Here is a 20,676-nt window from a genome sequence, read left to right on the forward strand (position 1 = left end):
CGGGGGATTTCGTGAATGCCGTCATCTGGCTTTATCTGCTTATTTGTTTCCCCTTGTATTTCCTGCCGAGCATCATTGCGATGATGCGCAAGCGGCAGGTTGCGTCGGTCATCGTGATCAATCTCTTCCTCGGTTGGACGGTCATCGGATGGGTCGGGTCTCTCGCCCTGGCGGTGAGCTCCGGGAACAGGAACATGCCTCCGCCAGCCGTCGGAATCGCGTACTACCCGCCGCCCCCCGCGATCCCGGGCCCATCCGGCGCTCCGTCGTGGTACCAGCAGCCGGGCCCATACGGCTCGCCGGCGCAACATCCGACCCCCAACTCCGGTGGCCAGTGGACGCCGCAGCAACTGCCGGAGGGGCCACCGCCGCAGGGGTGGCAGCCGCCCTCGCCCTCGGGCCCTCACCCCAGGCTTCCCGACCCCGGCGGCCCGAGCGGCCCACATCCGCAGCCCTGATCGCCGCAGGCCGACCCGGCGGGCATCGGGCACCAGGGGCGGGAAACGCGAGCGCTGGTGTGTACCCCCGGGCCCCGGCATTCCTGCTGGCATTCACCGGGCTCGCCCGCGCTGTCCGGCCACCGGTCGCCGGAGCCTCTGGCGTGCGTCGAATCCCCCCGAGCGCAACAACGCCGGCCCCGGCGGCCGGGACTTCGCGATCTTTTTGATCTCCCGGCGCTCGGCGTGCACATGTTGAATCCTGTCGCTGGATTGCGCAGTTTCCGCTCCGAACTGCCAGAATGCGTTGTCTGGACCGACTCGGCGGCAGGCGGGAGGCGGCGTGGGGAGCATGGGCGGACTGCGTACGGGTGGGCAGCGCCGCGTCTTCCGGCGTCTGTTCGAGCCCGCAGCGGGCGCGTGGCTGGGCAGGCGGGCGCGCCTGGCGGCCGCGCTGGTAGCCGCGGTTCTGCTGGCCGGCTGCACAGGTCTGGCTGTGGCCGTGGCGGGCGGGGGCGGCGACCAGTCCGACGCGCCGACCAGGGTGCTGATCCTCGGCGACTCGGTCGCCGTGCAGACCGCCGGTGACTACACCTGGCGCTACCGGCTTGCCCACCACCTGAACCTCACCGCGCCGGGCAGGGTGGACTTCGTCGGCGACCGCATCGACGTCTGGGACAACGTCGCGAACGTGCCCGGCTCGAACGACTACGTCGATGCCTGGTTCGACCGGGACCACCATGCGGTCTGGGGGGCATCCATCCGGGGTGAGCGGGATGCGATCGCGAACGTGCTGCGCGCGACGCCCGCCGACGTGCTGATCGTGTCCCTGGGTGCGAACGACCTCACCTACTGGTCGGCGCCGCAGACCGCTGTCGACGACATGATTGCTCTGATCAACAACGCCCGGCTGCTGAACCCCGACATCGACGTCGTGGTCTCGCAGGTCCTGGACCGCTCCAGATACGACGGTGGGCGGGATCTCCAGCAGCAGGCAACCGCCTACAACACGCTGCTCGACCAGCAGGTCGGAAGCTGGCAGACGGAGCGGTCCCGGGTGGTCGTCGCCCGTGACTATGCCGACTGGGACCCGTACCGGTACACCTGGGATGGCTCGCATCCGAACCCTGCCGGCGACTTCGTGATCGCCCGGGCCGAGGCGAACGCACTCGCGCAGCTCGGGATCGGTGCCGACTTCGGCCCGCTGTACGGCGACTTCCCGTGGCCGTACAGCGGTGGGGCGGTCACCGTCACCGGCCAGCCGGGGCGCAATGTACTGACCTGGCCCGCCACTCCCGGTGCGACCGAGTACCTCGTCGAGCAACGAGTGCTGTCCCGGGGCGAACAGGCATTCCAGCGCCTTCCGGGCAAACTGACCGGGACACCCGGGACGAACACGTGGACGACGGACCCGCTGCCCGCCGGGACGATCACCGAGTACCGGGTCATCCCGGTCAAGGGGAGCATGACCGGGAAGCCCGGCCCGCCGGGACGCGCCACCACCCGCTGACCGGCGGACCCGCCGACGCCCGCCGCTCGACATGCCCGTCCCGTCCCGTCCCGTGCCGCGGGGCGACCTGCTGGAGCTGCTGATTCGGACTGAGAGTCGCTGCCCGTTGATCGTAGGTCCACCTCCGACAGAGTTGACCAACGGCGTAAGTGAACACATACTTTCTCCTCATGCTGCTGCGAGACGCCGACGCCTCGAACGGAGCCGTCCCGTTACGGATCCCTGCCGACTGGGCCGAGGCGACGCCCGACTGGTTCGCCGCGGCACTGGCCGAGAGCTGCCCGGGCGCCGTGATCGAGGACGCGATCCTGGTGGCGCGCGACGATGGCACCAACCGTCGCGCACGGTTCGACCTCACGTACGCGGCGGGTTCCGGCCCCGGCCGGGTCTTCCTCAAAGCCGAGGGCGTGCACCGGGCCATCCACGCCCGCAACGGCAACCTGTTCAACGAGGCTGATCTGTTCGCCTCGGGCGTTCCGATTCCCGTCGACCATCCGCAGGCCTTCAAGGTGATCATCGACCGGCCGGGGCTCGACTACCTCATCCTCATGGAGGACGTGACCAGGCGGGGTGGCGACCCGAGGGACTCGACCCGACCCATGACGGTGGAGCAGGTCGCCAGCGGCCTACGCGGACTGGCGCGTCTGCACAGCCGCTACTGGGGGTTCTCCGCGGCCACCGAACCACGCCTTGCCTGGGTCCAGACCTGGGCGCCGACCCAGGGATTCCAGTCGGGGCTGCGGACCTACACACCGCGAGGTCTTGAACGCGGCGCATCCCGCCTCCCCGCCGCGGTCACGGCGCACGACGGCGACGGCCACGTCGACCTGTGGGCTCGCTACGTCGCCATGCTGGACCGCGGACCGGTGACGCTGCTGCACGCCGACGCCCACATCGGCAACACCTACGTGCTGCCCGGTGATGACGTCGGCTTCCTCGACTGGCAGGTTGCCCGTCGCGGCTCATGGTCGCAGGACGTCGGTTACTTCCTCACCGGCTCGCTGACCGTCGAGGACCGGCGCCGCGCCGAGGTCGACCTCGTCAACGAGTACCTCACCGCGCTCGACGTGCCAGACCGCCCAGCCCGCGACGAGGCATGGCTCCACTATCGGGCTTCCGCCGCTTACGGGCTCACGATCTGGCTGTCGACCCTCGGCACCGACGGCTACCAGAGCCGCGAAGTCGCCCTGACCCTCGCAGAACGTTACGCGGCTGCCTTTGTCGACCTGGACACCGAAGCAGCCCTGGCCACGCTCGAAATTTCTGGCATAGGACACTCCCGACACTAGATTCCCGGGCCTGGAGAGGGCAGTCAATCCTCAGGATTTCGGGGGTCGAAGCCAGGGTTTACTCCGGGCCGGGGCTTCACGGCGGGCCTCGATCGTGCGGGCGGGGCTGGATGTTCGCTGGTGTCAGTAGTTGGGGTTGTTGGTGTCGGGGATCTGGATGCTGATGGGGAAGTCGGCGCCGGAGAGGACCACCAGGATGCCGAGGCGGAGGATCTCGTCGAAGGCCCAGTAGACCTGCTGAAGGATCCCCGGGGCCTTCTCGAGCTTCAGCAGGCCTTCGCGGACAGCGACGAAGGGTTCCCAGGCGATGTCGAAGGCGGTGTCCCAGAAGGGGTATCTCGGCAGTTTCAGCGAGTCGGCGATGTGGTCACCCAGGAAGTAGCGGGTGAGGGCACACAGAACGGGCTTGCTGAGAAGGCTGCCGTCGATGAACGAGGCGAGATTGACGAGGATGTCRGCGAGCTTGATGCCCTCGGGGGTGGCGGCGAGGATGGGCGTCAGGACCTGGGCGGCCTGCGAGTTGGCCTCGTCCCAGGAGGCGGGGATGTACTCGTCGAGAATGCCCAGCATGTGGGCGGTGAGCTGCCAGGAGTGCAGGAACCCCGCGGATTCGGCGGCGTTGATCGGCACCTTCCACTGCTGCAGGTTCTGCATGACGGTGGTGGGCAGGCTGTGCCAGGTCACCATCATGTCGGCCTGGGAGATCGGGATCTCCTCGTCGGCGACCCTCGTCCAGTGCGGGGAGCTGGGCAGCAGATGCCGCACCCCGGCGTGTGCCAGGCGTGTCTTGACGCAGGTGACGATCATCTCGCCGGTGGGCTCGAAGGCGTTGGCCGTGCCGACGTCGTAGCCCAGCTTGGCGGTCTTGGTGATGCGGTCCCGCATGTCCGCACCGCCCTTGGAGTAGTAGACCGCCAGGGCCTCCCGGGGGATGATCGTGCTCATCATGCCGCTGACGAAACCGTAGGTGACGCCCAGGTACAGGCCACGCTTCTGGTTGARGTTCGTCGCGGCACCCAGCTTGGCCTGGTCGGTCCACGTCGGCAGCTGACGCGCGTGCTCCATGAAGTCGCGCAGGTCGGTGGGCAGGCCGGCCGGCAGCGGCTGACCGTTCTTCGTCCACTTCTTCAGCAGCTTGTTGACCGCTGTCGTCTCACCCCGGTTGATCACTCCGGCGACCACTGGGTCGGCCTCGGCGTCCCACACGTACTTCGGGTCCAGGCCGGCTCCGGTACCGGCCACCGAGCCCGCGGGTGACCACGACCATGCCGGCGTCGCCGCGGCCAGCGCGCCGGCCATGCCCAACGCCCCGCCCGTGATGAGTAACTGGCGCCTGCTCCGCTCAGCCATTGTTCTTCCTCTCGACACCCCGGCATCCCGGGGATTGGTACAGGGATACAGGTGGGTATCTCTGTATCATTACTTCGCAGTGATCAGAGCACGCGAAGGATGCGAAAACAAGGTTTTTTCGGGTTGGGTTTGCATTGCCTGGTCGGTCGAGGGGTGTCGAGGGGAACGGAGATGAACTGGGCATGTCAATGACGGAGCGCRCTTACGTCGGCGGCCTGACCGGAGTGGCTCGGATCGGGCGCAGTACTAATCGGCCGCGTGCGCCGGGGCGGTGATGTCCGCGCTGCGGYGACTACGGGCCCTGAGTGGGTCGGATATCTCGGGTTGCTCTCGTTCGTACTATGTGTGGGTTGACGGGGCGGCCGGCGTTCCGTGCATCGGAACACCGAGAGACCGCTGCCAGATCTTGTTTATTGTGTCGATCAGGGTTTCCGGGTCGTAGTCGACGCCCTCGTAGGACCAGGCCATGACCATGCGCTCGACCATGAGCGTCAACGCGTGGGCCGTATGCCGCGGATCCATGTCGGGATAGGCCAGCCCCGCTGCCTGCCACCGGCTGATGGCTCTGGTCAGTCGGCCCTGGAAATGCTCGGCGACCTCGTGCCACTGGGCCTTGAGGCGCTCGTCGTCGTCACGGGCCTGGTACACGGCCCGGAGCACGTGGACATTGCGCTGGAAGGCCTCGATGTAGGCCCGGTTCACGTCTTCGATGCTGCTGGCCGGGTCGAACTGGGCGCTTACGTGATCTGGTGCGAGTGTGGTCAGCTCGGCGGAGACGTCCTTCATGACCTCGTGCAGAAGATCGTGTTTCGAGCGGTAGTAGTTGTAGAGCGTGCCCGACGCCACCTTCGCCTCGGCGCTGATGTCCGAGAGTCGGGCGTTGTAGAACCCGTCCCGCTCGAAGACGACCCGGGCGGCTTCGGCGAGGCGTCGTGGGGTGGTCTCGCGACGAGGGTCGTTGCGCGTACGCCGGGGGCTCTCCGGAGCGTTCGTGTGATTCCGGCCAGCAGTGGGCGTCGACACAACCACTCCTTGTTCTCATCTTCACGGTCCGGCGGGGGCTGGTCTCCAGGCCCGCGCGATCCGTTGCGATGGTACGGGCCTGTTCCCAGCGGCGGGCCAGGCGGCGGCGGGCCAGGCGGCGGCGCATCGCCGGCCGGCGATGCGCCGCGCGCCAGGAGCCTGGGTGCCGGCGCCAGGCGAGCGTGATCAGCGATCTCGTGGGTGGCTCATGGGTCTCCCGCAGGTTCCGTGTCGTCTCCGCCGTGTGCCGGCCCATCGAGGCTGGTCGGGGGTCGCGGTGCCGGCCGGACTGATTCAAGCATGCGAGTTGGAACCAAACAAGAGATTGACGTCATCCTCAGTCTTGTCTAACTTCACCTGTCAGTGACGGACTTCGCACCCGGGGCGCCTAGGTCGGGGCCGGGTGCGATGTCGCCGCGCCACGAGAGCGCGCCACGAGAGCTGGCTTCGAGAAGCGAGGCACTTCATGCGATTAGCAGCGAAGCGATCAAGAGTCGTCGTCGGGCTGGGACTGGGCCTTGCGCTCGCGGTGACAGCCGCCTGCGGAGGTTCGGACGACCCGGCCGCAGACACGACGGGGCGGAACACCGCGACCGGCACACCGGTCAGGGTGGGTTTCTTCAGCCCGGAGTCGGGAGTCAACGCGCTTCCCGGCGCCGTCACCGGCATGAAGGCCGCCGTCGCCTACGTCAACGGTGATCTCGGCGGGATCGGAGGGCACCCGATCGAGGTCGTGAGCTGCCCGATCGACGGCACGCCGGAGACCACGATCTCGTGCGCCAACCAGTTCGTGCAGGATGGCGTCGTCGCGGCGTTCGACGGTTTCAACTACAGTTCGAGCGCGGGCATCGACACACTTGTCTCGGCGAAAATACCGCTGGTCGGCCAGATTCCCTTCGACCAGACGACGGGGAGCAAGGCCGAGGGCCGGGTCTTCTTCGGTGCGCCGCAGGCATCGTTCCTCATCGGAGCGCTGCAGGGCTTCAAGTCCGAGGGGATGACCTCGGCGACGCTGACCCTGGCGGACACGCCGGCCGGCCACAACACGGTGGACAACCAGCTCAAGCCGCTGTCCGCGGCCCTGGGCCTCGAGGCGTCCGGGATCTACTTCTCGGTGACCAACCCGAACTTCAGCGCGGTGGCCTCCACCGTCGCGTCGACCGACCCTGACGTCGCCGGGCTCATCGCCTCGCCCAACGAGTCGGTGTGCATCCAGCTGGTGAAGAACCTGCGGGCGGTCGGCTACGACGGCGCGATCTTCCTCGCGGCCTGCACCGCCTTCATCAAGGCGGCTCCCACGGAGGCGCCGGGCGCGACGATGTACTCCTCGGCCTGGCTGCCGGGCTCGGAGCAGCACGCTCCGGCCGAGGTCGGCCAGCAGATGAATGTGGCCACAAGGTACATCGAGAAGGCGGGCGGTCCGGCGGACTACTACGCCTACGGCGAGTTCGCGACCGTGGTGGACTTCGTGCAGGGGCTGGCCGGCGCGTCATCGACCGACGGCCTGACCGGCGAGACCGTGCTGACCACGCTCAAGGCGCTGAAGGACTTCCCGACCTTCCTGGGCGCACCGGCCACCTGCGGCAGGGCCACGACTCCGAACTGCACGACCCAGATGCTGCTTTTCAGCGTTCAGAAGGACCTGACGCTCAAGCCGGTGAGCGGTGGCTGGATCACCCCGTCGCCGCAGATTCTCTCCACCATTCCTGGCGCGATCTGAGCGGAAGGGGCAAGACGTCCACGGCGTACCGGTGCGGTGCGGTGCGGATGTCGGTGTGGCCGATGACCACTGTGACGTGTTATTCATGAGCGAAATCCTGCAGTTCGCCGTTCTCGGGTTCTCGACCGGTGCCGTCTATGCGGTGCTGGGGTCCTCGCTGGTCAGCGTCTACGTCGCGACCGGAATCATCAACTTCGCACAGGGCTCGGTCGCACTGTGGGGCGTCTGGCAGACGGCGGCGCTGCGTGCCAACGGGACCCTGGTGCTCCCGGTCGGAAGCGTCAGGATCACGGACGGGCCGACAGGCACCATGYCGGCCCTCGCGATCGGTGCGGCCAGCTGCCTGATCTGGGCGGTCGTCGCGCACTTCCTGGTGTTCCGGCCACTGCGCAGATCGCCGGTGCTCGGGCAGGTCGTCGCGTCGGTGGGTGTCATGCTCTTCCTGCAGGCGCTGGTGACACTCAGGTTCGACCGCGACACCCTGGGTCTCGACCCGTCCGTGCTGGTGCCGCTGCCGATTCTGCCCGCGGACACCTTCACGCTCGCCGGGAGCACGATCGCGGTGAGCAACCTGATGCTCGCCGGCATCGCGATCTCGATCGCCGTGGCGATGTGGGCCTACCTCAGGTTCACCAGGATCGGGACGGCGACCCGGGCCGGTGCCCAGGACGAGCGTGCACTGCGCCTGCTGGGCTACGCACCGGACCGTCTCGCCACGCTGGTGTGGGGCGCGACCGGGCTCTTCTCGGGCCTCATCGTCGTCCTGGCCGCGCCGGCCATCGGCGGGCTCGACCCGACGAGCTACATGTTCTACGTCGTCCCCGCGTTGTCCGTCGCGCTGGTGGGCCGGCTCACCTCGATCGGCATCGCCTGCGCGGCGGGGCTGGCGCTCGGTTCGCTCCAGCAGATCCTGCTGTTCCTCACCACCAAGAGCTGGTGGCCGTCCTGGGCGCAGGCCGGTGTCGGCGACGCCATCCCGTTCGTCATCGTCGTCGTCGCCCTCTTCGCGCTCGGCAGCGGCATCCCGGAGCGTGGCAGCGCCGACCCGGGGCGGCTCGCGCGGGTGTCGGTACCGCGCCTGCGTCCGGTGCCGACGGCGGGCGCCGTCGGCGTCGCGGTGCTGGTCATCGCGCTGACCTCCGGGGCGTGGCGGTTCAGCGTGGTGATGTCGGCGATCCTCGCGTTGATCGCGGTCTCCGTGGTGCTGCTGACCGGGTACCTCGGCCAGATCTCGCTGGCCACGATGGCCTTCGCGGGCGCCGCCGGGTTCGCGCTGTCGAAACTGACCACAGCGGCCGGTGTGCCGTTCCCGTTCTCGCTGTTCCTGGCGGCGGCGGCGTCCACCCTGCTCGGGATCGTCGTTGGTGTCCCCGCCCTGCGGATCCGCGGTGCCCAGCTCGCCGTCGCCACCATCGCCGCGGCGCTCGCCATCGAGGCCTTCGTCTTCAACAACCCGGCGCTGACCCCCTACTCGGGAGCCCTGATCCGCGATCCGTCCCTGTTCGGCTACTCGCTGGCGGTACGGCACGGGACGGACGTCATCACGCTGCGCTTCTCCTACCTCGTCCTGGCCGTCGTCGTGCTGTGCCTGGTCGTGGTGGCGCGCCTGCTCGGCGGCGGGACCGGACGTGCCTTCCTGGCGGTGCGGTCCAATGAGCGGGCGGCCGCGGGCGCCGGGGTGGACGTCGCCGCGACGAAGCTCCTCGGGTTCGCGATCGCGTCCTTCCTCGCCGGTGTCGGCGGTGGCCTGATCGGCTACAGCCGCGGGCAGCTCTCCGCGGCGTCGTTCACGGTGCTCGTCGGGCTCACCGTCCTGGCGATGACGTACGTCGGCGGGATCACGAGCATCTCCGGCGCTGTCATCGCGGGGCTGGTGGGCCCGCTCGGCGTCCTGCACCTGTTTCTCACCCGGACGCTCGATCTGAGCAGCTACTACACGCTGATCGCCGCGAGCGGCATGCTCGTCCGCGCGGTGGTCCTCCCGCCCTGCGGACCCGTCCAGAACTGGTTCGCAGCCCGGCTGCCCCGCAGCGGAGCCACCTTCGTCCCTGTTACGAGGCATCCGCTGATGCCCGCTGAACCCGGTGCCCACCGACGCCTGCTCGAGACCACGGGCATCTCGGTCCGCTACGGCGGGGTGCGGGCCAACGACGAGGTCACGCTCGACGTGGGCGGAGGGGAGATCGTCGGTCTCATCGGGCCGAACGGCGCCGGCAAGACGACCTTCGTCGACGCCGTCACCGGCTTCACCCGGTACTCGGGGACGGTCGGACTGGGCGGCGCCGGTCTGGACGGGTCCGGACCGCACCAGCGCCGCCGGGCGGGCCTCGCCCGCACCTGGCAGGCCGGTGAGCTCTTCGGCGATCTCACGGTGGCCGAGAACCTGACCGTCGCTGTCGCGCGTTCCGGCGTCCGCGGCGCGTTCACCGACGTGTTCGGGCGTCGCGGCCGCTCCGACCGGGTGGTGCGTTCCGCGCTGGAGCTGGTCGGGGTGGCGGCCCTGGCGGACCGGCGGCCTGACGAGCTCACCCTCGGACAGCAGAAGCTTGTCGGCGTGGCCCGCGCACTCGTCGGCGCGACGCAGGTGCTGCTGCTTGATGAGCCGGCGGCGGGCCTCGACACCGAGGAGAGCGCGGCGTTCGGCGGGGAACTGCGGCGGCTGTCCGCGGGCGGGCTCGGTGTGCTGCTCATCGACCACGACATGACGCTCGTTCTCGACGTCTGCGACCGCGTCTACGTCATGGACTTCGGACGGATCATCGCGGCCGGCACGCCCGCCGAGGTCAGTGCCGACGAGCGTGTCGTGGCCGCCTACCTCGGCAGTGCGGTGACCCCATGAAGACATCGACGGACACAGCGTCAACGCCAACGCCAACACCAACAGCACCGCCAACGCCAACGCCAACGCCAGCGACCGCGACGGCGTCCGTGGCACCCGCGGCGCCGGCACTGGTGATCAGGGATCTCACCGCCGGCTACCGCGGCGTGCCCGCCGTGCGCGGAGTCACCCTGGAGGTCGCGCCGGGCGGGATCGTCGCGCTGCTCGGCCCGAACGGCGCCGGCAAGACGACCACGTTGCTGGCCGCGGCCGGCCTGCTGACCCCGCTGAGCGGCACGGTCACCGCACTCGGATCCCCCGTGACCGGCCGGGTCGAACGCACAGCGCGGGCAGGGGTGAGCCTGATTCCCGACGACCGGGGCCTCTTCCACCGGCTCACCGTGGCCGAGAACCTCCGTCTCGCCGGCGGCCGCGCCGAGCTGGACGAGGCCCTCGACCGGTTCCCGCAGATCCGCGGCCTGTTGAAGCGACGATGCGGCCTGCTCTCGGGCGGGGAGCAGCAGAGCCTGGCGATAGCCAGGACCCTGATGCGGCGRCCCCGCGTGCTGCTGATCGACGAGCTGAGCATGGGCCTGTCACCCGTCGCCGTGCAGGCGATCCTGCCCACGCTGCGGCGGCTCGCCGACGAGACGCAGCTGGCGATCGTGCTGGTCGAGCAGCACATCGACCAGGCGCTGTCGATCGCCGACAGCGCGGTGGTCCTCCACCACGGCGCCGTCGCCCTCGCCGGTCCGGCCGCGGCGCTGCGAGCGGACCGTGACCAGATCCAACGCGCCTACTTCGGCCGATGACACCTCCTCCGGCCGTAGCCATCGCAGCCGGCGCTGGCCAGGTGCTCAGCCCCAGGCAGCGTGCCGCGCTCGTCGCCATCTGCGACACGTTCGCCCCAGGGGACGGCGCGGGTGTCCCGTCCGCCAGCGCCCTCGGCGCGGTCGACATCGCCGAGGCGCTGGTGAGGGGCCTGCCCCGAGCGGTGGACCGCGAACGGATCTCGTCGCTGCTCGCCCTGTGGGACACCCGGCTGGCCGGTCTTCTCCTCGGCGCCGGGCCCCGGCGCTTCTCGGACCTCGACCCCGCCACTCGGCAGGATGTTCTCCTGCGCCTGGGGGAGGCACCGGCAGAGCGCAGGCGGGTGCTGTTCCAGGCCCTCCGGATGCTGGCCACGTCGTCGTATCTGCTCGCACCGGGGCCGACGGGCTCGTCGCCGGTGTGGGAGGCGATCGGCTATCCCGGCCCGCCGGGCGTGCGCGCGGATGCCTTCCCGCCCGCGCTGACGCCACTGACCCCCATCGCGGACACCACGCTCGACTGTGACGTGGTGGTCGTCGGTTCGGGAGCGGGAGGCGGGACCGCGGCCGGAGTCCTCGCCGGCGCCGGCCTCGACGTCGTCGTCCTCGAACGGGGCGGGTACTACGACGACGCGGACTTCGACGGCGGCGAACTGTCCGGCCTGCGTCGGCTGTACGCGGCGGGGCCGGCGACGACCGCCGAGGGGCAGGTCGCCCTGGTCGCCGCGTCCTGCCTGGGTGGGGGAACGGTCGTCAACTGGACCACCTCGCTCCCGACCCCGGCGCGGGTCCGCGCCCAATGGGCGGCGCTGGGGGCGAAGCAGTTCGACACCGAGGAGTTCTCCGAGGCGTTGGACGCGGTGACGCGGCGACTGTCGGTCAATGTCGACCACAGCGCCGCCTCCGCGCGGGACACGGTGATGGAACGGGGGCTGAACGCCCTCGGCTGGCATGTCGACGTCCTGCCGCGCAATGTCACCGGCTGCGACCAGGGCGTGGAATGCGGGCGCTGTGGACTCGGCTGTCGGCTGGGCGCCAAGCGGTCGGTCACCAAGACCTGGCTCGCGGACGCGCAGTCCCACGGCGCCCGGCTGGTCGTGGACGTCGATGTGCGCCGCGTCGATGTGCGGGGCGGTCGCGCCGTCGGGGTCCGGGGTGTCACCGGTTCCGGCCATGCGGTCACGGTGCACGCCCGGGCGGTCGTCGTCGCCGCCGGTGCCATCCAGACACCCGCGCTGCTGCGCCGTTCGGGCCTGACCAACCCCAACATCGGCCGGTACCTGCGCCTGCATCCGGCCACCGCGGTGTGGGGCGTCTACGACGAGCCGATCCGGCCGTGGGAGGGCGGCCTGCAGACCCGCTACTCCCGGGAGCACGACGATCTCGACGGCGCCGGCCACGGCGTGATCTACGAGACGGGTCCGGGCAACCCGGCCGCCCTGCAGGGCTTCATGAACTGGCGGGGCGGGGCCGCGCACCTCGCCACCATGAAGGAGCTCGCGCACACCGCGGCGATCGGCGTCATCACCCGGGACCGTGACGCGGGCGAGGTCGGAGTCGGCCGGGACGGGGAGCCGGTGCCGCGCTACCGGCTTTCCGAACACGACACCGCCCATCTGAAGGCGGGAATCGAGGGCGCGGCCCGGATAACGGCGGCCGCGGGCGCACGCCGGATATTCTCCGCCCACCAGGCCGGGCCGTCGTACGAGCCCGGTCGGCGCGGCTCCCACGACCAGTTCGTCGCGGCCTGCCACGCGGCGGGTTATGGTCCCGGGCAATGCGCCGTCGCGGCACTGCACCTCATGGGAACGGCGCGTATGGGCGGCTCGCCGGAGCTGAGCGCGACCGATCCGGACGGCTCCCTCTGGGAACTCCCGAATGTGGTGGTGGCGGATGCCTCCTGCTTTCCCACCTCGTCCGGGGTGAATCCGATGATTTCCATCGAGGCGATCGCCTACATGAATGCCAGACGTCTCGCCGCCAGGATCGTCTGATGCGCGGCAACTGCATGGAACCTCGTCGTTTCCGTTCCGGCCCGGCCGCCCGACCCCTCAGGGAGCGAAAGATGACCGACATCGCCTTAGCCCGCTCGGCCGTCGAGGCCGAGATCGAGGGCCTGACCCTTGTCGGAGTCCTCGAACGCACGGTGCGGGAGCGTGGCGCCGAGCCCGCCTACTCCGATCGCCGCGTGACGAGCGAGCCGGCGGACGGCACCGGCTGGCGGACCGTCACCTGGGCCGGGCTGCGTGACCGTGCGCGGGGGCTGGCCGCGGTCTACCTGGAGGCGGGCCTGGAACCGGGCGACACGGTGACGATCATGGCCTCCAACCGGATCGAGCATGTGGTGGCGGATCTCGCCGCGGTGCTCGCCGGCGGCATCCCGGTGTCGGTCTACAACACGCTCCCGCCCAACCAGGTGACCTACCTGGCCGAGCAGTTGGCCCCGCGGATCGTCGTGCTGGAGACCGGCGACCATGTCCGACGCTGGCGCCAGGCGCTCGCGGAACGCCCGGAGATCAGCCGGATCGTCGCGATCGACCCCGCGATCGACCCCGCGATCGACCCCGCGATCGACCCCGCGATCGACCCCGCGTTCGACCTGCTGCGCGCCGACAGCCGGGTCCTCGCCTGGTCCGACGCGCAGCTCCGGGGCCCGGCGGCGCTGGCCCGCCAGGACGCCGCGCTCACCGCCCGCAGCGAGGCCGTCAGGCCTGACGACCCGATCACGATCCTCTACACCTCCGGTACGACGGGCCAGCCGAAGGGTGTCGTCCTCACCCACCGCAACATCTGGTTCGAGGCGGTCACCTCGGCCCGGACAGCCCACCTGGACGGTCCCGGCATCACCGTGTCCTACCTGCCGTTCGCGCACATCGCCGAGCGGCTCCTCGGCCTGTACATCCCGCAGCTGCAGGGCGGTCACGTCCACCTGATCGATGATCCGGCGACGCTCGCGGCCACCCTGGTGGAGGTACGTCCCACCCGTTTCTTCGGGGTCCCGCGGGTGTGGGAGAAGATCCGCACCGGCGTGGCGGCGGCGCTCGCGGCCGAGCCGGACGAGGCGAGACGGGCGGCCGTGCGGCAGGCCCTCGCCGTCGGACTGACCTACATCGAGTCGACCCAGACCGGCCGCGCGACGCCGCCGCGGCTGCGCGAGCAGTTCGAAGCGGTGGACGGACCAGTGCTGCGCCCGCTGCGGGCCGCCCTCGGCCTCGACCGGATCGAGTGGGCGACCAGCGCCGCGGCGCCGATGCCGGTGGAGGTGGCCCGGTTCCTGGCCGGTCTGGGACTGCGGGTCTACGACGTGTACGGCATGACCGAGACCACCGCGTCGGCGACGGCCTGCAGCCCCGACTCGTTCCGACTCGGCACGGTCGGCCGGCCGCACGACGGCATCGAGCTGCGCCTCGCCGACGACGGCGAGATCCTGCTGCGCGGTCCGATCACGACACCTGGCTACCACCGGGATCCGGCGGCGACCGCCGAGCTGATCGATGCCGACGGCTGGGTGCACACCGGGGACGTGGGCGAGGTCGACGAGGACGGCTTCCTGCGGGTGATCGACCGCAAGAAGGACATCATCATCACCTCGTCGGGCAAGAACATCGCTCCGTCGAACATCGAGAACGCGCTCAAGGAAAGCCCGTTGATCGGGCAGGCCCTGGTGGTCGGTGAAGGCCGCCCGTATCTCGTGGCGATCCTCACGCTCGACGGTGAGGCCGCGCCGGTCATCGCGAAGCGGCTCGGCGTCCAGCCCGCCTCGCCCGCCTCGCCGGCCTCGGTGGCCGAACTGGCGGCGCACCCGACGATCCAGGCCGCGGTCGCCGCGGCGGTCGAGGCGACGAACGCGCGGCTTTCGCGGCCCGAACAGGTCAAGGCGTACGAACTGCTCGCCGAGGAATGGACGGTAGGCAGCGAGGAACTGACACCCACCCTGAAAATGAAGCGCCTGATCGTCAGCAGCCGTTACAGGGACGTCATCGCTCGGCTGTACGGGGAGAAGGCGTGAGCAGCGATATCGGAAACATTGGTGAACGGAGAATATGATGAGTGGCGTCTACGCGGCCCGGCGCTCCCTCTACGACGAGGAGCACGAGGAGTTCCGGTCGACTGTCCGTGCCTTTGTCGACAAGTACGCCAAGCCCAACGCCGAGCGGTGGCAGGCCGAGGGCAAGGTCGACCGCTGGCTTTTTCAGGAGGCCGGGAACGCGGGTGTCCTCGGTTTCAACATCCCGGAGGAACACGGCGGGGGCGGCAGTCGGGACTTTCGTTTCAACGCGATCTTCGCCGAGGAGCTGGCCCGTCACCCGGTGTCCGACGGCATGGCTGGTATCGGCCTGTCCAACGACATCGTCATTCCGTACTTCACGGATCTCACCGACGACGAGCAGAAGGCCCGGTGGCTGCCCGGGATCGCCCGGGGCGACCTGATCGTCGCGGTCGCGATGACCGAGCCGGGCACCGGTAGCGACCTCGCCGGGATCCGTACGAGCGCGGTGCGTGACGGCGACCACTACGTCGTGAACGGCAGCAAGGTGTTCATCTCGAACGGGCAGAACGCCGACCTGGTTGTCACCGCCGTGCGGACCGGCGAGGACCCGCACAAGGGCCTCAGCCTGCTGGTTGTCGAGGCCGACACGCCCGGCTTCGGCCGGGGACGGAACCTGGAGAAGATCGGCCTGCACGCGCAGGACACCAGCGAGCTGTTCTTCGACGACGTCCGGGTGCCGGTCGAGAACCTRCTCGGCGCCGAGGGCACCGGTTTCGCCGGGCTGATGCGGAACCTCTCCCAGGAGCGGCTCTCGATCGCCGTCGGTGCCATCGCCTCGACCGAGGGAGTGCTCGAACGGACGCTCGAGTACGTGACCGGACGCAAGGCGTTCGGCCGGCCCATCGGCTCGTTCCAGAACACCCGGTTCCAGCTCGCGGAAATGGTCACCGCCGCCCGGGTCAGCCGGGTGTACATCGACGATCTGATCGCCCGGCACACGAACGGCGAGGTGACGGCCGCCGAAGCCGCCGGGGCGAAGTACTGGACGACGGAGCAGCTCGTCGACGTCGTCGGCCGCTGCCTGCAGCTGCACGGCGGCTACGGCTACATGCTCGAGTACCGCATTGCGCAGGACTACCTCGACTCGCGCATCACCACGATCTACGGCGGCACGACGGAAATCATGAAGGAGATCGTCGGCCGCGATCTGGGCCTGTGACACGGATCCGGCCTGTGACACGGGTCTGGGCCTGTGACGCGGAAGAAGACCTGAGAAAGGAATCCTCGTGTCCGAGGCGTTCATCTACGATGCCGTTCGCACCCCACGTGGAAAGAACCGGGGCGGGGCGCTGCACGGCACCAAGCCGGTCGACCTCGTGGTGGGCCTGATCCACGCGCTCACCGAACGCAACCCCGGTCTGGATCCCGGCCGGATCGACGACATCGTCCTCGGTGTCGTCTCCCCGGTCGGCGAGCAGGGCGGCGACATCGCCCGGACGGCTGCGCTCGTCGCCGGGCTCCCCGACGCCGTCGCCGGCGTCCAGATCAACCGTTTCTGCGCCTCCGGGCTGGAGGCGGTCAACCTGGCGGCCCAGAAGGTCGGCTCGGGCTTCGAGAGCCTGGTGCTGGCCGGCGGGGTCGAGTCGATGTCGCGGGTGTCCCTCGGCTCGGACGGTGGGGCCTACGTGCAGGATCCCACCACCGCGTACGACGCGTACTTCGTCCCGCAGGGGATCGGCGCCGACCTCATCGCCTCCCTGGAGGGGTTCACCCGCGAGGACGTCGACGCCTTCGCCGTCCGTTCCCAGGAACGCGCCGAGACGGCCTGGCGCGAAGGACGGTTCGCCCGGTCGATCGTTCCCGTCACCGACCTCAACGGGGTGGTCGTCCTCGACAACGACGAGCACCGCCGGCCCGGCACGACGGTCGACAGCCTCGGCGAGCTGCGGGCGTCCTTCGCCGGCATCGGCGAACACGCCGGCTTCGATGCCGTCGCCCTGCAGAAGTACCACCAGCTCGAACGGATCGAGCACGTGCATCACGCGGGCAACAGCTCCGGCATCGTGGACGGCGCGGCACTCGTGATCATCGGCGACGCCGCGGTGGGCGAGCGGCTGGGGCTCACCCCGCGGGCCCGCGTCGTCGCGACGGCCGTCACCGGATCGGACCCGACGATCATGCTGACCGGCCCCACCCCGGCGACCGAGAAGGCGCTCGCGAAGGCCGGCCTCACCCTCGACGAGATCGACCTGTTCGAGCTCAACGAGGCCTTCGCCGCCGTCGTGCTGAAGTGGCAGCGCGACCTCAGGATTCCCGCCGACGTGGTCAACGTCAACGGCGGGGCGATCGCCCTCGGGCATCCCCTCGGCGCCACCGGCGCCATGATCCTCGGCACGTTGCTCGACGAGCTCGAACGGACCGGCGGCCGCCGCGGCCTGGCGACGCTGTGCGTCGGGGCCGGCATGGGCATCGCCACCGTCATCGAGCGCGTCTGAGCGCGTCGAAGCGCGTCTAGGAGACACAGATGAGCAGCTCAGGCATCAGGTACAGCCACGGCGCGGACGGCATCGTGACCCTGACGATGGACGATCCCGACGCGCCGGTGAACACCATGAACGACAGTTTCATGCTCGGGCTGCGCGAGGCGGTCGACCGCCTCGAATCCGCTCGGAAGGAGGTCGTCGGCGTCCTGCTCACCTCGGCGAAGAAGAGCTTCTTCGCGGGCGGCGACCTCAACCGGCTGCGGGCGAGTGACCCGGCGCGTGCCGCCGAGGAGACCGACTACATCAACACCATGAAGGCCGACCTGCGTCGGCTGGAGAAGCTGGGCCGCCCGGTCGTCGCGCTCATCGGCGGCAGCGCGCTCGGGGGCGGGCTGGAAGTCGCGCTCTGCGCCCACCACCGGATCGCCGCGGACGTCCCCGGCAGCCAGATCGGTCTGCCCGAGGTCTCGCTCGGCCTGCTCCCCGGTGGCGGCGGCATCTCGCGGACGGTGCGGATGCTCGGCCTGCAGAAGGCACTGCAGGAGGTGATCCTGCCCGCCACGAAGTTCAGCCCGCGCCGGGCCCGGTCGCTCGGCCTGGTCGACGAGATCGTCGCGGACCCGGCCCAGCTGGAGCGACGCGCCCGCGTCTGGATCGCCGCGAACCTGGCGCCGGAGAAGCCGTGGGACCGCAAGGGCTTCCAGATTCCCGGCGGGGACGCCCGCAGCCCGCAGGTCGCGGCGACGCTGCAGCTGCTGGCCCCCCTGCTGCGCAAGCAGTCGAGAGGCGCGCCGGTGCCCGCGCAGCGGGCGGCGCTCGCAGCGGCGGTCGAGGGCGCCTACGTCGACTTCGACACCGCCTCGCTCATCGAGACGCGCTACCTGGTCAGCCTCACCACCGGGCAGATCGCCAAGAACATGATCAAAGCCTTCTTCTTCGATCTGCAGCACATCAACTCCGGCGGCAGCCGCCCCGAGGGCTACCCGATCCACACCACGAAGAAGGTCGGCGTCGTCGGTGCCGGCATGATGGGCGCCGGCATCGCCTACATCAGCGCGAAGGCCGGCATAGAGGTCGTGCTCAAGGACGTCTCCCTGGAAGCGGCGGAGAAGGGCCGGGACTACGCGCGCGCGTTGGAGGCGAAGGCGGTCGCCCGCGGACGGACCAGCCAGGAGAAGTCCGACGCGCTCCTGGGCCGGATCACGGTCACCGACAGCCCCGCCGACTTCGCGGGCGTCGACCTCGTCATCGAGGCCGTCTTCGAGTCGATGTCGCTCAAGCAGGACGTGTTCCGCGAGATCCAGGACATCGTGGAACCCGACGCGGTGCTCGGGTCGAACACCTCCACACTGCCGATCTCCATCATGGCCGGAGGTGTGGAACGCGAAAGCGCGTTCATCGGGATCCACTTCTTCAGCCCGGTGGACAAGATGCCGCTGGTCGAGATCGTCCGTGGTGAGAAGACCAGTGACGAGACGCTCGCCCGGGTCTTCGACTACGTGCGGCAGATCCGCAAGACCCCCATCGTCGTCAACGACTCGCGGGGCTTCTTCACCTCGCGGGTGATCAGCAGGTTCATCGCCGAGGCGGTCGCCGCCGTCGGTGAGGGTGTCGAGCCGGCGAGCGTCGAGCAGGCAGCGACGCAGGCCGGCTACCCGGTCGGCGCCCTCCAGCTGCTCGACGAGTTGACCCTCACCCTCACGCAGAAGATCCGCATCGAGACCCAGGAGGCGGAGGAGATCGCCGGCCGCGCCTGGATCGCGCATCCGTCCGAACCAGTCGTCGACTGGATGATCGAGAACGGGCGGGCCGGGCGGCGCGCGGGCGGCGGCTGGTACGACTACGACGACAACGGCGGACGCCTCGGCATCTGGCCCGGCGTCCGCCGGCAGTACGGGTCGGGTCGGACGGTGCTACCGCTGAAGGACCTGCAGGAACGCATGCTGTTCGCCGAGGCGCTCGACACGGTCGACTGCCTCGAGGCGGGAGTGCTCACCAGCGTCCCCGACGCCAACATCGGCTCCCTCTACGGCATCGGGTTCCCGGCCTGGACCGGCGGTGTCCTGCAGTACATCAACCAGTACGACGGTGGCCTGCCGGGGTTCGTCGCCCGCGCCCGGGAGCTCGCCGCGGCCTACGGCGACCGCTTCACCCCGCCGGCGTCGCTGGTCGAGCGCGCCGAACGAGGGGACGAGTACCGGTGACCCTCGCGACCGGGCTGCGCACCCGCTTCACCGAGCTGCTCGGCATCGAACACCCCGTCGTGCAGGGCGGGATGATGTGGGTCGGCCGGGCGGAGCTTGCCGCGGCGGTCTCCGAAGCAGGCGGCCTGGGCATCGTCACCGCCCTCACCCAGCCGACGCCGCACGACCTCGCCACCGAGATCGCCCGGACCCGCAAACTCACCGACAAACCGTTCGGCGTCAACCTGACGATTCTCCCGTCGATCAACCCGCCGCCCTACGACGAGTACCGGCGGGCGATCGTCGACTCCGGGGTCACGATCGTCGAGACGGCGGGCTCCAGCCCGGAGCCGCACATGGGCTTCTTCCGCGAGCACGGCGTCCAGGTGATCCACAAGTGCACCAGTGTGCGGCACGCGGTGAAGGCCGAGCGGGCCGGCGTCGCCGCGGTGTCGATCGACGGCTTCGAATGCGCCGGCCATCCCGGCGAGGACGACATCCCCGGCCTGGTGCTGGTGCCCGCCGCCGCCGACGCGCTGAGCATCCCGTTCATCGCCTCGGGCGGCTTCGCCGACGGGCGGGGCCTGGCCGCCGCGCTCGTGCTCGGCGCGGACGGGATCAACATGGGCACCAGGTTCATGTGCAGCGAGGAGTCGCCCATCGCGGCGGCGGTCAAGCGCCGCATCGTCGAGGCGACCGAGCTCGACACCACCCTGATCTTCCGGTCCCTGCGCAACACCGCGCGCGTCGCCCGCAACTCGGTGAGCGAGCAGGTCACGCGGATCCTCGCCGACGGGGGGACGTTCGTCGACGTCCAGGAGCTCGTCGCCGGTTCGCGTGGCCGCCGGGTGTTCGAGGACGGAGACCTGGACGCGGGCATCTGGACCGCCGGGCTCGTCCAGGGCCTCATCCACGACGTGCCGCCGGCCGGGGAGATCGTCACCCGAATCGTCCGCGAGGCCCGCGCGGTGCTCGACGCGACACAGACGAAGTTCACCCCATGATCACCCACGACGTCGCGACGAGCCGCACGGTCCTGGCGACCGCGCCGGCGACTGGAGGA

14 protein-coding genes and 1 pseudogene are annotated in these 20,676 nt (G+C 69.9%); 13 read left to right on the forward strand and 2 right to left on the reverse strand.

Annotated features, from left to right (window positions below; all coding sequences use genetic code 11):
• The first annotated feature begins 11 nt into the window (after nt 1-11).
• The 3 genes from CC117_RS40720 to CC117_RS29145 all read left to right on the forward strand — a co-directional run bounded on the left by CC117_RS40720 (nt 12) and on the right by CC117_RS29145 (nt 3,236).
• Nucleotides 12-458: a superinfection immunity protein gene (locus CC117_RS40720; protein ID WP_198542025.1), complete on the forward strand. Its 447-nt coding sequence runs from the start codon at nt 12-14 to the stop codon at nt 456-458.
• 331 nt (nt 459-789) lie between these two features.
• Nucleotides 790-1,947 carry a GDSL-type esterase/lipase family protein gene (locus CC117_RS29140; protein WP_071090061.1) on the forward strand — a complete coding sequence of 386 codons (1,158 nt, stop codon included), beginning with the start codon at nt 790-792 and terminating at the stop codon, nt 1,945-1,947.
• 170 nt (nt 1,948-2,117) lie between these two features.
• Nucleotides 2,118-3,236: a phosphotransferase gene (locus CC117_RS29145; RefSeq protein WP_071090063.1), complete on the forward strand. Its 1,119-nt coding sequence runs from the start codon at nt 2,118-2,120 to the stop codon at nt 3,234-3,236.
• A gap of 123 nt (nt 3,237-3,359) precedes the next feature.
• Here the strand turns inward: CC117_RS29145 and CC117_RS39985 are convergent, their stop codons facing one another.
• On the reverse strand, nt 3,360-4,586 hold the full coding sequence (locus CC117_RS39985) for an oxygenase MpaB family protein (RefSeq protein ID WP_071090066.1): 1,227 nt from the start codon (nt 4,584-4,586) through the stop codon (nt 3,360-3,362).
• A gap of 339 nt (nt 4,587-4,925) precedes the next feature.
• The gene (locus CC117_RS29155) at nt 4,926-5,609 is read right to left on the reverse strand and encodes a TetR/AcrR family transcriptional regulator (protein ID WP_071090070.1); all 684 of its coding nucleotides are present in this window, start codon (nt 5,607-5,609) and stop codon (nt 4,926-4,928) included.
• A 466-nt stretch (nt 5,610-6,075) separates the two neighbouring features.
• On the opposite strand from CC117_RS29155, the gene CC117_RS29160 reads away from it, so the two are divergent.
• From CC117_RS29160 to CC117_RS29200, 10 genes and pseudogenes are all read left to right on the forward strand, one after another.
• Nucleotides 6,076-7,329, forward strand: coding sequence for an ABC transporter substrate-binding protein (locus tag CC117_RS29160; protein WP_071090073.1), 1,254 nt, complete (start codon nt 6,076-6,078; stop codon nt 7,327-7,329).
• Between the two features lie 85 nt (nt 7,330-7,414).
• A pseudogene (locus tag CC117_RS29165) lies at nt 7,415-9,346 on the forward strand (ABC transporter permease); the annotation flags it as partial.
• A gap of 51 nt (nt 9,347-9,397) precedes the next feature.
• Complete coding sequence (locus CC117_RS40725) at nt 9,398-10,168, forward strand: ABC transporter ATP-binding protein (protein ID WP_407673608.1); 771 nt, start codon at nt 9,398-9,400, stop codon at nt 10,166-10,168.
• 146 nt (nt 10,169-10,314) lie between these two features.
• Nucleotides 10,315-10,959 carry an ABC transporter ATP-binding protein gene (locus CC117_RS29170; protein WP_241830531.1) on the forward strand — a complete coding sequence of 215 codons (645 nt, stop codon included), beginning with the start codon at nt 10,315-10,317 and terminating at the stop codon, nt 10,957-10,959.
• Nucleotides 10,960-11,000: 41 nt separating this feature from the next.
• Entirely contained in the window at nt 11,001-12,950 is a 1,950-nt protein-coding gene (locus tag CC117_RS29175; protein WP_241830529.1) for an FAD-dependent oxidoreductase, read from the forward strand.
• Nucleotides 12,951-13,021: 71 nt separating this feature from the next.
• The gene (locus tag CC117_RS29180; protein ID WP_071090084.1) at nt 13,022-14,965 is read left to right on the forward strand and encodes an AMP-dependent synthetase/ligase; all 1,944 of its coding nucleotides are present in this window, start codon (nt 13,022-13,024) and stop codon (nt 14,963-14,965) included.
• 37 nt (nt 14,966-15,002) lie between these two features.
• Nucleotides 15,003-16,166: an acyl-CoA dehydrogenase family protein gene (locus CC117_RS29185; RefSeq protein WP_071090088.1), complete on the forward strand. Its 1,164-nt coding sequence runs from the start codon at nt 15,003-15,005 to the stop codon at nt 16,164-16,166.
• 67 nt (nt 16,167-16,233) lie between these two features.
• The gene (locus CC117_RS29190) at nt 16,234-17,442 is read left to right on the forward strand and encodes an acetyl-CoA C-acetyltransferase (protein WP_071090091.1); all 1,209 of its coding nucleotides are present in this window, start codon (nt 16,234-16,236) and stop codon (nt 17,440-17,442) included.
• Between the two features lie 29 nt (nt 17,443-17,471).
• The gene (locus tag CC117_RS29195) at nt 17,472-19,634 is read left to right on the forward strand and encodes a 3-hydroxyacyl-CoA dehydrogenase NAD-binding domain-containing protein (protein WP_071090094.1); all 2,163 of its coding nucleotides are present in this window, start codon (nt 17,472-17,474) and stop codon (nt 19,632-19,634) included.
• On the forward strand, nt 19,631-20,617 hold the full coding sequence (locus tag CC117_RS29200; protein WP_198542026.1) for an NAD(P)H-dependent flavin oxidoreductase: 987 nt from the start codon (nt 19,631-19,633) through the stop codon (nt 20,615-20,617). The genes CC117_RS29195 and CC117_RS29200 overlap by 4 nt, the downstream gene beginning before the upstream one ends.
• The last annotated feature ends 59 nt before the right edge of the window (nt 20,618-20,676 follow it).

Origin of the sequence: Parafrankia colletiae (assembly GCF_001854655.1) — a bacterium.
GTDB lineage: Bacteria > Actinomycetota > Actinomycetes > Frankiales > Frankiaceae > Parafrankia > Parafrankia colletiae.

Coding starts and splice junctions, on each gene's coding strand:
- CC117_RS29160 (WP_071090073.1), top strand. CDS start 6,076: ATGCGATTAGCAGCGAAGCGATCAAGAGTCGTCGTCGGGCTGGGACTG.
- CC117_RS29195 (WP_071090094.1), top strand. CDS start 17,472: ATGAGCAGCTCAGGCATCAGGTACAGCCACGGCGCGGACGGCATCGTG.
- CC117_RS29180 (WP_071090084.1), top strand. CDS start 13,022: ATGACCGACATCGCCTTAGCCCGCTCGGCCGTCGAGGCCGAGATCGAG.
- CC117_RS29145 (WP_071090063.1), top strand. CDS start 2,118: ATGCTGCTGCGAGACGCCGACGCCTCGAACGGAGCCGTCCCGTTACGG.
- CC117_RS40725 (WP_407673608.1), top strand. CDS start 9,398: ATGCCCGCTGAACCCGGTGCCCACCGACGCCTGCTCGAGACCACGGGC.
- CC117_RS29140 (WP_071090061.1), top strand. CDS start 790: ATGGGCGGACTGCGTACGGGTGGGCAGCGCCGCGTCTTCCGGCGTCTG.